The 13810-nt window shown below is 43.6% G+C and carries 14 protein-coding genes; 12 read left to right on the top strand and 2 right to left on the bottom strand.

Translation table 11 applies throughout. From position 1 onward, the window contains the following. Positions 1-24: 24 nt before the first annotated feature. Complete coding sequence (locus tag WG943_RS10875) at positions 25-666, bottom strand: hypothetical protein (protein ID WP_340408904.1); 642 nt, start codon at positions 664-666, stop codon at positions 25-27. 39 nt (positions 667-705) lie between these two features. Further along, positions 706-1812: a DNA replication/repair protein RecF gene (gene recF, locus WG943_RS10870; RefSeq protein ID WP_340408902.1), complete on the bottom strand. Its 1107-nt coding sequence runs from the start codon at positions 1810-1812 to the stop codon at positions 706-708. A gap of 128 nt (positions 1813-1940) precedes the next feature. Between recF and pdhA the strand changes: the two genes are divergently transcribed. The 12 genes from pdhA to WG943_RS10810 all read left to right on the top strand — a co-directional run bounded on the left by pdhA (position 1941) and on the right by WG943_RS10810 (position 13747). Further along, the gene (gene pdhA, locus WG943_RS10865; protein WP_340408900.1) at positions 1941-2987 is read left to right on the top strand and encodes a pyruvate dehydrogenase (acetyl-transferring) E1 component subunit alpha; all 1047 of its coding nucleotides are present in this window, start codon (positions 1941-1943) and stop codon (positions 2985-2987) included. A gap of 122 nt (positions 2988-3109) precedes the next feature. Further along, complete coding sequence (locus tag WG943_RS10860; RefSeq protein WP_340408898.1) at positions 3110-3823, top strand: tetratricopeptide repeat protein; 714 nt, start codon at positions 3110-3112, stop codon at positions 3821-3823. 165 nt (positions 3824-3988) lie between these two features. Then, positions 3989-4465: a 6,7-dimethyl-8-ribityllumazine synthase gene (gene ribH / locus WG943_RS10855; protein ID WP_340408897.1), complete on the top strand. Its 477-nt coding sequence runs from the start codon at positions 3989-3991 to the stop codon at positions 4463-4465. 253 nt (positions 4466-4718) lie between these two features. Further along, complete coding sequence (locus WG943_RS10850; RefSeq protein WP_340408895.1) at positions 4719-5108, top strand: TraR/DksA family transcriptional regulator; 390 nt, start codon at positions 4719-4721, stop codon at positions 5106-5108. A gap of 12 nt (positions 5109-5120) precedes the next feature. Continuing rightward, the gene (gene scpB / locus WG943_RS10845; RefSeq protein ID WP_340408894.1) at positions 5121-5684 is read left to right on the top strand and encodes an SMC-Scp complex subunit ScpB; all 564 of its coding nucleotides are present in this window, start codon (positions 5121-5123) and stop codon (positions 5682-5684) included. 94 nt (positions 5685-5778) lie between these two features. After that, the gene (locus WG943_RS10840; protein WP_340408893.1) at positions 5779-7383 is read left to right on the top strand and encodes a pseudouridine synthase; all 1605 of its coding nucleotides are present in this window, start codon (positions 5779-5781) and stop codon (positions 7381-7383) included. A gap of 1 nt (position 7384) precedes the next feature. Then, entirely contained in the window at positions 7385-8101 is a 717-nt protein-coding gene (locus WG943_RS10835) for a type III pantothenate kinase (protein WP_340408892.1), read from the top strand. Next, positions 8094-9386 (top strand): OmpP1/FadL family transporter, encoded by a 1293-nt coding sequence (locus tag WG943_RS10830; RefSeq protein WP_340408891.1) that lies wholly within the window; start codon positions 8094-8096, stop codon positions 9384-9386. The genes WG943_RS10835 and WG943_RS10830 overlap by 8 nt, the downstream gene beginning before the upstream one ends. A 140-nt stretch (positions 9387-9526) precedes the next feature. Further along, complete coding sequence (gene lptC, locus WG943_RS10825) at positions 9527-10069, top strand: LPS export ABC transporter periplasmic protein LptC (RefSeq protein WP_340408890.1); 543 nt, start codon at positions 9527-9529, stop codon at positions 10067-10069. Between the two features lie 11 nt (positions 10070-10080). Continuing rightward, entirely contained in the window at positions 10081-10260 is a 180-nt protein-coding gene (locus WG943_RS10820; RefSeq protein WP_340408889.1) for a hypothetical protein, read from the top strand. Beyond that, the gene (locus WG943_RS10815) at positions 10257-11552 is read left to right on the top strand and encodes a hemolysin family protein (protein ID WP_340408888.1); all 1296 of its coding nucleotides are present in this window, start codon (positions 10257-10259) and stop codon (positions 11550-11552) included. The genes WG943_RS10820 and WG943_RS10815 overlap by 4 nt, the downstream gene beginning before the upstream one ends. 83 nt (positions 11553-11635) lie before the next feature. Then, positions 11636-13747 (top strand): peptidylprolyl isomerase, encoded by a 2112-nt coding sequence (locus WG943_RS10810; protein ID WP_340408887.1) that lies wholly within the window; start codon positions 11636-11638, stop codon positions 13745-13747. Positions 13748-13810: the final 63 nt, after the last annotated feature.

Raw genomic sequence — 13810 nt, 5'->3', positions numbered from 1 at the left:
ATGGCAGTAGCAAATATTATTTAATTACTTAACTATTGACTTCTTTTTTCCTATTTCTGGATTAACGAAATACTTGAAAGCATTTTCAGAACCTATTGCGAAATTCATCCTTTCAACAGATTTATTAAATGCAACACTTTGATAATTAGCTGCGTGATAAAATACAATAAATGCTGTTAATGAATCTGACCAAGTAATATCTTCTGGAGGGCCTATTATACATTGGAATTCACAAATATCTTCCTCCTCTTCATGTATTTTAAATGCATTATACCCTCTACAAGTTGATAAGCATAAAACAATTCGACTAATTTTATCAGAGTAACCATTTAAATTGGGGATATACCCTATAGCTTCATTGATTTTTTTAAGCTCATCATTAAAATCTACCCAATCAAATAATTCTCCACTTGTCAGTTGTATTCCATCTTCATCACCATGAGCTGAGATATGTATAAAAGGCATAGAACTAAGTTTTACACTCTTTTTGTAGAAGTCATCTATTATAAATGAAAAAGCCTTTAAGAAGCTATCTTTAGATGTTGCTAATTTATAGCTACAATCACATCCAGATAACTTTAAAGCTTCATAAAGTGCTTTGCCCTCAGTTTTTTCATCGAACAGATCTTCATCTGAGGGTGATTCAATTATATAAATTCTTTCCATGTAATAATACTATATTTATTGTCAGGCTTGAACCTACAATTAAGCAATCAGCTTCACCATCCCATCCTTCACTTCAAATCTACGGATACTTTCCGAAAGACCTTCGAGTATTTTGTCAGTTCTCTCCAGGTGCGTATCCGTTAAAAATATCTGGCCAAAAGTATGGGCGGCCACCATTTGCATGAGTTTGGTGATGCGTTTTTCGTCTAGGCGGTCAAAGATATCGTCGAGTAGGAGTAGGGGCTTGTGGTGCTGGCGCTGGTCCATTACCTCGAAGTGTGCTAGCTTCAGGGCAATCACATAGCTTTTCTGCTGCCCCTGCGAGCCGAAGCTTTTCACCGGGTTGCCATCCATCAAAAACACGAAATCATCTTTGTGCGGCCCAACAGTGGTGCGCTGCAGGGCCAGGTCTTTGCGTTCAGCCTGGTGTAGCAACTGGGCAAAATCGGAGCCAGATAACTGGCTTTTGTAGGTAAGCGTTACAGTTTCGGAGCTGTCGGAGATGTGGCGGTAATGCTTCTGGAACACAGGCACGAATTCCTCTAAAAATTTTTCGCGCTCCTGCGTTAGCTGCTCAGCAAAAGGTATAAGCTGCTCGTTTAGGATGTGCAGGTAGTCGCGGTCGTAGTAGTTTCTGTCGGCAAATTGCTTTAGTAGCGAGTTACGCTGTTTGAGTAGGTAGTTATATTGTATCAGCTGCTCGAGGTAAGTATGGTTAAGCTGCGAGATAAGGCTGTCGAAGTACTTTCTGCGTTCTTCGCTGCCTTCACGAATCAAGTCGGTGTCGTAAGGCGAGATAAGCACCACCGGAAACTGACCAATGTGATCACTTAGCTTCTCGTAGATTACCTTATTATGCGTTACCGTCTTCTTCTGGCCCTGCTTCATACTTACCTGTACGGTATGTTTAGCTTTCTCAATCTCAAAGCGACCTTTCACCATAAAAAAGTCCTCACCCTGTTTTATACTTTGTACCTCGGTGCCCGGAAAAGCGCTTTTGGTCATGGAGAGGTAATGGATGGCGTCGAGCAAGTTAGTTTTGCCGCTGCCGTTATCGCCTACAAAGCAATTTATATGCTCCGAAAAGGCCAGCGAGGCCTCTTCGTAGTTTTTAAAAAACAGTAAACTCAGATTTTCGAGGAGCATTTTTTCTACTTTGAATTCTTTTTCCTTAATTTCGCAAGCTAAACCCGTTATGGGCCTGATTGCCCGCTGTTTCAGGTGCTTTTCTGCCTGAACATGCAACGGATAAAACCCAGATTAGATTTTTACCCATGGCTGCTACGAAAGATAAGGCAAAAGCGAAGTCGGCGAAAGCAAAGGTACAGGCTGAGCCAAAGTTTTCAAAAGAAACATATATGTGGTGGTTTGAGAACATGAAACTCATCCGCCGCTTCGAAGAAAAGACAGGCCAGTTGTACGGCCAGCAAAAAATAAAAGGTTTCTGCCACCTTTACATTGGCCAGGAGGCTTGTGTGGCTGGTGCTGTAACTGCCCTTACAAAAGATGATAAGTGGATTACCGCTTACCGCGACCACGCACACCCGCTGGCACTAGGTACAGACCCAGGCGCTGTAATGGCCGAGATGTTTGCAAAGGCTACGGGTTGCTCTAAAGGCAAAGGCGGCTCAATGCACATGTTCGATAAGAATGTGAATTTTGTAGGCGGTCATGGTATTGTTGGCGGTCAGGTACCACTAGGTGCAGGCCTTGCGTTTGCCGAGAAGTATAATAAAACTGGTAACCTGTGCATTTGCTACATGGGTGACGGTGCTGTGCGCCAGGGCGCTTTCCACGAGGCTTTGAACATGGCCATGAGCTGGAAATTGCCTGTGATCTTTGTAATCGAGAACAACGGTTACGCCATGGGTACATCCGTATCGCGTACCTCTAACGTGCAGGATCTTTATAAACTAGGTTCTGCGTACGATATGCCTTCTTTCCCGGTAGATGCGATGAGCGTGGAGAACGTTCACACTGCTGTAGCCGAGGCTGCTGAGCGTGCCCGTGCCGGCGAAGGCCCAACTTTGCTTGAGTTCAGAACATACCGCTACAAAGGCCACTCTATGTCTGACCCAGCCAAGTATAGAACCAAAGAAGAACTGGAAGACTATAAAGGCCGTGACTCAATTGAGTCTGTTGCAGCTACAATTCTTAAAAACGGATGGGCTACAGAAGAAGAACTGGAGCAGATAGATGACAAGATTAAGCAGAGAGTAGCAGAAGCAGTGCAGTTTGCAGAGGACTCTCCTTATCCGGATCCTTCTGAGCTCTACACAGATATCTACGTAGAGCCGGACTATCCATACATCATGGACTAATTCAAGTATAAAAAACTAAACATCAGGAATTAAAAATTAGGAATCAGTTGTTGACCTATTAATAAGATTGGTGCAATTCATTTTTAATTTTTACATTTGAATTTATAATTCAATTTAAATCAATGGCAAAAGAAACAGTTAAGAAGCACAGCGAGTTTGAGGAGCTGGTTGAAAATCCGGATGCGTTGGCAGATCGTCTGTCACAATCAGAGGATTTCGTGAAGAAAAACAAAACGAAGCTGCTCGGTGTGTTTGCCGCAATCGCTGCTGTTGTTGTGGCTGGTTTCTTATGGTATAACTACAAGTCGTCGCGTAACGAAGAGGCACAGAACGCCATGTTTCAGGCGGTGTATTACTTCGAGCAGGACTCTTTAGCCAAAGCCTTAAACGGCGACGGCCAATACCAGGGTTTGCTTGCCATTGCTGATGATTACAGCGGAACAGATGCCGGTAATTTAGCTAATTTCTATGCAGGTGTTGCTTTATTAAAGGAGGGCAAGTTTGCAGAGGCACAGAACCACCTAGAAGATTTTAAATCTGACGACTATCTGTTACAGGCACGAGCTTATAGCCTGATAGGTGATGCGTTGACTGAGCAAGGTAAAAATAAAGAAGCTGCTGACATGTACATGAAAGCTGCTAACCACAACGCAAACCAGTATTTCTCGCCACAGTACCTGATGAAAGCCGGTATTGCTTTCGAGGCAGATAATAACTACTCGGCAGCTACAGAGGCTTACGATAAGATTATAACAGACTTTGTTGCTTCTAACGAAGTTTCAGAGGCTAAAAAGTATAAAGCCCGCGCCGAAGCATTGGCGGGTGGCAATAACTAAAGTTTAATAGGCACATGCCTAAACAGGAAAGCGCTTTTGTCTTACCGGCAAAAGCGCTTTTTTATTATTTGCTAACCTGAAAGTATAACAGGTAAAGTATAAGATGATTTTTATACTATCATAAAATACGAATTACGAAATTTACTAACGAGCAACTAATCAACTATGGCAACAGCGTTAAAGAACCTGGACGATTACAAAAAAGACAACTTTAAAGACATCTCTGATAAAACCATTGGAATTGTAGTCGCAGAGTGGCACGATGATATTACAAGCGTATTATGCCAGGGTGCTGTTGATACACTGCTAAAGCATGGCGCAAAAAAGGAGAACATCTACATAAACACGGTTCCGGGTAGCTTTGAGCTAACTTTGGGTGCCCAGTTTCTGGCTATGCAAGAAGAGATTGATGCAGTAATCTGTATTGGAGTAGTGATTAAAGGAGATACAAAACACGATGATTACATAAATAACGCTGTTGCAAACGGCCTTACAAACGTAGCTTTAAAGTTTAATAAACCGGTAGCATTTGGTCTGGTTACCACCAACAACCTAGAGCAAGCCTTGGATAGAGCCGGTGGCAAGCATGGCAATAAAGGCGTAGAGGCAGCTGCTGCTGTTATTGGCATGCTTAGCTTTTAAGGTAACTAGTATTCGTAAAATACTGTAAATGTGCTGGTATTAAATTTGCATTAGCCATAGTATATTAAATTGTTTAATCTTATTTTTGCACGAATTTTAGTAAAAGTACTAGTAAACAGCTGCTTGTAAAATACATAGTCTATAAAGTAGGACATGGCTTAAGTGCTTCATGTGAAGCAGTGCAGAAGTAGCGTAAATTGGAATTAATAAATCAGGTATTGAGTTAAAGATATACAGTTCTAGTAAAGACAAAATGAATACAAACGAAGAAAAGCAGCGCTATTCGCGCGAGGAGTTAGCAGAGTTTGAGGCTATCATTGAAGAAAAGCTAGCTAATGCCCGCAAAGAAGTAGCCTTTATTAAGGAAACCCTTAGCCGCCGCAACGATTCAGGTACTGATAACACAGCATCTCCAACAAAGGTGCTGGAAGATGGAGCTGATACTGCTGAGAAAGAAAGCTTAAACCAGCTTGCTTCGCGCCAGATGAAGTTTATCCAGCAGTTAGAAAACGCGCTGATTCGTATTAAAAACGGTACTTATGGTGTTTGCATCGTAACAGGCAAGCTTATCCCGAAAGAAAGGCTGCGTGCAGTTCCGCATACACAGCACTCTATCGAGGCTAAATTACAGCGTAACGACTAGTATAATTCTGATTTGAATATTCTGCAAAACCATATTCAGGCCTTGGTATTCTGTGCCCAGTCGCCAATAAGCATCGAAGAAATTCAGCGTTGCTTACAGGAGTCGCTTGGCATGGAAGAAGTGTTAGTGAGCGATGTGCTTGAAGCTGTTGAAGCTATCAACGAACAGCTTAATAATGCAAACTTTGCTTTCCAGATCTACGCGATCGGGGGCGGCTACCAGTTCTTAACCAAACCAGAGTACCAGTATACGGTAAGTACCTTCTTAAAGCAGAAATCAAAGAAAAAACTGTCAGCGTCTTCTTTGGAGACGCTGGCAATTATTGCTTATAAGCAGCCTATAACCCGCAGCCAGGTAGAGCAAATCCGTGGGGTTGGCTGCGACTATGCTATACACAAGCTTCTCGAGAAAGAACTGATCGAGATTAAGGGCAAAGCTGATACCATTGGGCGACCTGTATTGTACGGCACGTCCCAGAAATTTATGGATTACTTCGGCATCAACCACATCAAAGACCTTCCGCAACTAAAAGACTTCGCCACAGAAGAAAACATGATCGGTGAAACAGCCGACTAGGTAATACCTTAAATGAACTATAAATAGAGAATTTCTATTAATACTGCACATAACAAAGGTACAGTAGCGATACTGCATCGATAATAATAACAAAATGGCAAGAGATAACGAAAGACCTGCCCGCGATAACGCCGGCAGAAAAGATGGCTTTGACAGAAATCGTTCTGACAGACCAAATAACGACCGCGAAGGCAAAAAAATCTTTAACAGAAGAGACAAATACGACAGATCTGAAGGCGGTGAAGAGCGTGGAGAACGCCGCAGCTTTAACTCCGACAGAAGAGACAACGATAGAAGCGAAAACCGCAGAGGAGGTGAGCGCAAATCTTTTGGTGACAGAAGGGAAGGCGGTGAAAGAGGAGAGCGCCGCACGTTTGGAAATGATAGAAAAGAGGGCGGCGAAAGACGTTCTTTCAACTCAGACAGACCAAGACGTGAGGATGGTGAGCGCCGTAGCTATGGCAACGACAGAAGAGAAAGCAGTGAGCGCAGATCTTTTGGCGGAGGCAGACGCGAAGGTGATGAAAACCGTGAAAGACGCCCATCTGAAGGAAACCGCGTAAAACGCTACGACCGTGAGAATGAAGGTGGCGAGCGCAGATCTTTTAACTCTGATAGGCCAGAAAGAAGAGATGACCGCAGAGGAGATAGAAGAGAAGGAGGAGAACGCCGTTCCTTTAACAGTGATCGCCCGCGCCGTGAAGATGGCGAAAGAAGATCGTTTGGTAACGATAGACGTGAAGGCAGCGATAGAGGCGAACGCAGATCTTTTGGCAACGACAGAAGAGAAGACGGTGAGCGCCGCTCTTTTAGCAACGACAGAAAACCGTTTAGAGAAGACAAAGAAAGTAGATTAGGTAAGCAGGCAATTGGTCGTGATCGCTTCAGCAACCGCAGGGAAGGTGGAGAGCAGGACGCGCCGGACTATAACCTGAGCCGCTATAAGGATAACCCACGCATCAAAAAAACAAACCGTAAAGAGGATGAGGACGGTACTATACGCCTGAACCGCTATATTGCGAACGCAGGAGTTTGTTCGCGTCGTGAAGCCGATAGCCTGATTGAAGCCGGAGAAATAAAAGTAAACGGTGAAGTAGTTACGGAAATGGGTTATAAGGTACAACCAAGCGACAACGTGCAGTATGGTAAAAAAATACTGAACCGTGAGAAAATGGTGTACGTGCTCCTGAACAAGCCGAAGGATTTTATTACTACAACTGAGGACCCTGAAGGTCGCAAGACAGTAATGGATCTCGTAGCGAAAGCATCTAAGGAACGTATCTTTCCGGTAGGTCGCCTTGATCGCAACACGACTGGTTTGCTGCTGTTTACCAACGACGGAGAATTAGCTCAAAAGCTGACGCACCCATCAAACAACATCAAAAAGATTTACCAGGTAGAGCTGGATAAGCCTATAACTAAGGCCGATTTCCAGAAGATCGTAGAAGGCATTGAACTGGAAGACGGTAAGGCAGAGGTAGACGATGTAGCTTTGTTAGGTGAGTCGAATAAATTTGTAGGATTAGAGATACACATCGGACGCAATCGTATTGTGCGCCGCATCTTTGAACACCTGGGATATGACGTTGTGAGCCTTGACCGGGTGCAGTATGCTGGCCTTATCAAGAAAGACGTTCCACGCGGTGAATGGCGCTACTTATCTGAAAAGGAAGTAATCAGGCTTAAATACTTTATGTAATATGCGCAGCGCCGCTATTGATATCGGTAATACCGGCACCAAGTATGGCATCTTTGAAGGAGATGCACTGGTTAAACAGGGCTACTTTACGGGGCATGATTTGCCGCAGGAGCTACTAAACCAGACATTCGAACAAGCCATTATTGCATCAGTAGCGGAAAGTACGCAGCAAATAGCAGCAAGGCTGTCTGTAAAAGGAAGTGTTTTAACGCTTTCTGCACAGACAGCCTTGCCTGTTTCAAACAAGTATAAAACGCCAGAAACCTTGGGCGCTGACAGGATTGCGGCGGCAGTTGGTGCGCATTATCTGTTTTCTGACCACAACTGCCTAATATTCGACGCCGGTACCTGTATCACTCACGATTTTATTGATAAGGAGGGTAGTTACTTTGGCGGCGGTATTTCGCCAGGGCTCACTATGAAATTTAATGCACTGCATACTTTTACGAAACGCCTGCCGTTAGTAGAGCGGACCGAAAGCGACTACCCGCTTGCAGGGCAAACCACACAAGAGTCTATTTTAAGCGGGGTACTAGCCGGAACAGTAGGCGAGCTGAATGGTTTTATACAGGCTTATTCAGAAAAAGCAAAAGATCTGACGGTTATACTTTGCGGAGGAGACGCAGGATTTTTTGAAAGTAAATTAAAAGGACGCATCTTTGTAATTCCTGAGTTAGTTTTAATCGGGCTTCACAGAATATTAGCACATAATGTATAAATCACTCCGAGTACTGATAGGCTTTGCCATACTTTGCCTGGCACATGCCACACAGGCGCAAAACATTGGTAATACCCCGTACTCTCGCTATGGCCTAGGAGAATACAACTCTAACCTTGGCAACATTAGAAATGCAGGTATGGCAGGTGTGGGTGTAAGTGCAGGCAATAGTTATCAGGCTAACACTGCAAACCCTGCGCTTTTATACTACAATAGTATCACAGTTTTTGATATTGGAGTGGCTGGACAGGTAAAAAATATCAAGAGCAACACAGGCAAGCAAACAGATGGAAATGCAAACTTGTACAATCTTACATTGGCTGTACCGGTTTCTAAACGCTGGAGCTCGGCTGTCGGTTTAAGACCGTATAGTGTTGTTAATTACGATGCAAGGTCATCTTCGGGATTGGATTCTAATCCAAGAGCTACAATTCAGCAGCAATACAGCGGCGAGGGCGGCTTATCAGAAGTATACTTTGGGCATGGTGTAAAAATCGCGGACGGATTAACGATCGGTGGTAGTGCCTCTTATATTTTCGGAGCCATCACAAAAGAGTCTGCTTCTGTAGTGCAAGATGATTCTTTATCTGGAATAGGCACAGAAAAAGTAGTATACAACGAACGCATTCGCTACGATAGCTTTTTGTTTAGAGCTGGAGCTAACTATCGCAAAAAAATAACTGAGAACTATTACTTAAGTGCTGGCGCCGTTTATGGTTTCGGTACTGATATGGATGCTGAGCGCAAAGCTTCTTATGAGCGCAGAACTATCTCTGACAACATCATAGATGATAACATACTGCCCGATAGCTCACAATCTAATGTTACTATACCCTCAAGTCTGCGTGCAGGTCTTACCCTTGATAATGGAAAGAACCTAACGATTGGAGCAGATTTCTACACGCAAAAGTGGTCTGAGTTCAGAAGCTTTAGTGGAGAAAGTGAGCTAGGCGACAGCTATCGTGTGGCATTTGCAGCAGAGTATACTCCAAACGCCAACTCTATAGATAACTTCTTCGAGCGTGTTACCTATCGTGCAGGTTTATACTATGGCGATACGCCTTACATCAGCAAAGGTGAAACTATTACAGACAAAGGCATTACAGCCGGCTTCACAATGCCGCTTGGCCGCTCTACTATTTACGACCTGTACCAGCTTAACGCTGCTTTTGGCTACGGACAGCGCGGTACAACTGATAACAACCTGATCGCAGAGAACTATTTCCAGTTTAGTGTTGGTTTTACAGTTAACAGCAGGTGGTTTATCAAACGCCGCATAGACTAAGCATTGCTATAAAGTATAAATTTGCAAAAAAGGCCGTTCTTGGAGCGGCCTTTTTTGCGATATACCTGCATAAGGCACTGTTTGTGAACTGAGAAGTATAAAAATTGTTAATTTCACAGCAACGGAATAAAAAGTATAAAATGCGCAAAGCATATATAATTGGGTTGATGACATTACTGGTAAGTATGGCCTTTGGCTGTACCGATGAGTTACAAGATCCTGATAAAGAAGTAAAATACTCAGGCCCGCTGATAGAAAACAAGGATGTAGTTACGCTATACTCCGATTCTGCAAAACTGCTGGTAAAGCTACAGGCACCCGTACAGCAAGAGTTTGAAGGCGGAGATGGTGTTTTCCCGAAAGGGATTTATATTGAGTTTTATGAAAAGCCGGGGCAGATGACCTCTACGCTAAAAGCTAACTACGCTAAACACGAAAGAAACAAAGACCTGTATCTTGCCAGGGGAAATGTAGTGGTAAACAACCTCCAAAAGCAGGAGAAGCTGGAGACAGAGGAATTATACTGGAATAAGTATAAGCAGGAAATTTACACCGATAAATTTGTAAAGATCACAACACCGGAAGAGGTTATCACTGGCAAAGGATTGCGTGCTAACCAGGATTTCTCCAGGTACTCTATAACTAAAGTGACAGGTACATTTAGCTTAAACGAAGAGGAATGAACTCAAAGCTGTTGAATACGATTTTACTGTCGCTGGCATTTGTGGCCATGGTTATAGGTGTGCACCGGAGCATAGAGGAGGGTGATGTTACTGGCAATTACTGGATCTTTATGATCGTGCTGGTGCTTTACATGCTGTACCGTTACCGGCGCAATAAAAGCGAAGACGCCGAAAAGAACGATAAAAAATGATAGACCCCGATCAGATTATTTTGTTAGTAGTAGCCTTGGTATTCTCTGCCTTTTTTTCGGGTATAGAAATGGCCTTTGTGGCAGCAAACAAAATACAGATTGAGCTTAGCGAAAAAAACGGTGTGCTTTCGGGGCGAATACTTTGGCACCTTTTGCAGCGGCCGTCACGGTTTCTAGGCACGGCTCTGATTGGTAATACATTGGCACTGGTGCTATACGGCTTTGCAATAGCCGGCATCCTAAACACACTGCTAACAGCATACTTGCCTGGGCAACTTCAGTTAAATTTCTTTATACTTCTTGTGCAAATTGTAGTGGCATCTGTAATAGTGCTGCTCACAGCCGAGTTTTTGCCGCGCAGTTTAGCAGCTATCAATCCTAATCGCTTGCTGCAGGTGCTAGCAGTGCCTATACTGGTGCTTTACTACCTGCTGTACCCGGTTGTTATTGTTATAGTTACTTTAAGTAAATGGGTGGCTGAGAAACTTTTCCGGATAGAGTTTTCAGAGGAAAAGCCTGTTTTTGGATTCACGGATCTGAATGCATATATCAAAAATCATCTGTATCATCCTGAAAATGAAGATGCGCCTGAGGTTGACCCCCAGATTTTTCATAATGCACTAGAGTTTAAAACCGTGAAAGTGCGAGAATGCATGGTGCCCCGTACCGAGATTGAAGCCGTGGAGCTAGATGATTCTATTGAAATGCTGCGGCAGACCTTTGTGCAAACAGGACACTCTAAAATTCTGGTATACAAAGACTCCATTGATAACATTATTGGATACTGCCACCAACTGGATATGTTTAAGCGCCCTAAAAGTATCGCGGATATGGTATCGCAGGTAAGTATAGTACCAGAAAGCATGTTGGCCAGCGAGCTATTTGTAAAGTTTGTGGCAGAGCATCGTAGCGTGGCTGTGGTAGTGGATGAGTTTGGTGGAACATCAGGTATTGTAACAGTAGAAGATGTAATTGAGGAGATTTTCGGAGAGATAGAAGATGAGTTTGATATAAACGATGAACTGCTGGAACAAGTAATGCCGGAAAAAGGGTTATACTTTCTGAGTGCACGACATGAGGTAGATTACCTGAACGAAAAGTATGAATTGCACCTGCCGGAAGGCGACTATGAAACACTTGGAGGCTTTATTTTTTCCGTTTTAGGCGAAATTCCGTCTCCCGGCGATGAGATAGAAGTTCCTCCATTTCATATTACTGTCCTGTCTATGGATGAGAACCGCATTAATGCCGTGAAGCTGATTAAAAAATCAGATTATCAGGCAGATGTATAATAATAAAGCTGAGTGCATAAAATTTTTGAATTTTAACACGATTAACCTTATTTTGCACAATCCTTTCATAAGTTAAATAAAGAATGGCATTAATTAATAAGATTAGAGAGAAGTCTGGTTGGGCTGTAGGCGCCATTGCCATAGGGCTTGGTATATTTGTAGTGGGTGGCGACCTGTTAGGGCCAAACTCAAGGCTATTGGGTAACAACGCAAATGTTATCGGTGAGATTGCCGGTGAAGAAATAGCCTACGAAGAGTTTGATGCTGTTTTACAGCAACAGAAAGCTAATTACGAAAACCAGGTTGGTCGTGCAGCTAACGAAGGCGAACTGGCAATGCTGCGTGAGCAGGCATGGAACCAGCTAATCTTTAAAATTGCCTTAGAGAAAGAGTATGAGCGTTTAGGTATCGAAGTTACCGACGAAGAACTGGTGGATATGGTGCAGGGAAACAACATTCACCCGGCGGTACAGCAGGCCTTTGTAAATCCGCAAACAGGCTTGTTTGATCAAAGCCAGGTGTTACAGTACCTGCAGAACTTAGATCAGATGGGACCTGAGGCTGATGCCATGTGGAACAACTTCCAGGAAGGTGTTATCTCTGATCGTATTTCTGCCAAGTATAATAACCTGCTTGCAAAATCAGTATACATTACCGGTTTAGAGGCTAAAAACTTTTACAAAGCTCAGAATACAACTGCTAACATGAAGGTGTTATTTGTGCCTTATGTTACAATGGCCGACTCAGCAGTAGAGGTATCTGATGCCAAGCTTAATGAGTACTATGAGCGTAACAAAGAACTTTATAAAGTTGAAGATGGCCGCTCAATTGAGTACGTAGTAGTTGATGTAAACGCCTCTAAAGAAGACAGCACTTATTATCAGCAGGAGATTACACAACTTGCATCGCAGTTCGCTACAGCAGCAAACGACTCTGCCTTTGTTTATACTAATTCAGATCAGCCTTTCGATGGCTCTTACAAAACTCCTGGCGAGCTGCCTGAAGAGTTGCGTAAGCAGCAGCCTCTGCAGGAGGGTAAAGTATATGGGCCATATAACAACAACGGTTCTGTGGCGCTTTACAAGGTAATGGATGCCAGAGAAGGTGCTGAAAGCGCAATCAGAGCAAGCCACATCCTTATCAGACCAGAAGGTGACACACCAGAGGCTAAAGCGGCAGCTAAAACCAAAGCACAGGAAGTTTTTAACCAGATTAAAGGTGGTGCAGACTTTGGCCAGATGGCAATGCAGCACGGTTCTGACGGTACAGCATCAGTAGGCGGAGACTTAGGTTGGTTTGCCGAAGGCCGTATGGTTGGTCCATTCGATAAAGCAGTATTCGGACATGCAGGTACAGGCTTACTGCCAAACCTTGTAGAAACAGAGTATGGCTACCATATTGTAAAAGTAACAGAGCCTAAAACGAAGCAGCAGTATAAAATTGCCGCCGTAGAGCGTTCTGTAGAGGCCAGCGAAACAACCCGTGATGCTGCCTATGCCATTGCCGACGAGCTTTCTGGTACAAGTGGTAGCTCAGATGAATTCAGAGAGAATGTTGCCAAGAATAAATCTCTTGTAAAAGAGGAAGGAAGAGAGATTGGCAAAAATAACATTATGGTTAACAACCTGTCTAACGCACGTGAACTGGTACGCTGGGCATATGCAAAAGACACTGAAGTAGGTGATGTTTCTCCTGTGTTCGAGATCGGCGATCAGTTTGTTGTAGCTACCCTTACAGGTAAGCGTGAGAAAGGCTATGCTAAAGTAGAAGACATTAAAGAGGAGCTTACTGCAGCTGTACGTAACGAGGTGAAAGCAGAGAAGATCATGGAGAAACTAAAAGGCCAGAAAGGTTCTTTAGACCAGATCGCTGCAAGCTACGGTGCTGAGGCTATGGTTAAGACAGTAGATAACGTTACGTTTGCTTCTTCTAACATACCAGGTTTCGGAATAGAGCCTGTTGCCTTAGGCAAAGCATTTGGTATGAAGCAAGGTGCCCGTACAGCGCCTATACAAGGCCAAAATGGTGTGCTAATTGTTGAGCAGCTGGGCTTAAATCCAGCTCCTGAAATCAACGACTTCACAAATGTGAAAGAGCAGCTGCGTGCAGTGCGTGCTAACAGCGTACAGAGCAATGCTTTCGAAGCCCTAAAAGATAAGGCTGACATTAAAGACAACCGTGTTAGATTCTTCTAATCTGACATAAAGTATAAATTACCAAAAGCCACTCCTAAAAGAGTGGCTTTTTTTGTGCTATAG

Source organism: Pontibacter sp. H249 (assembly GCF_037892465.1).
Classification (GTDB): Bacteria; Bacteroidota; Bacteroidia; order Cytophagales; family Hymenobacteraceae; genus Pontibacter.
This window is presented reverse-complemented; position numbering and strand designations above follow the sequence as displayed.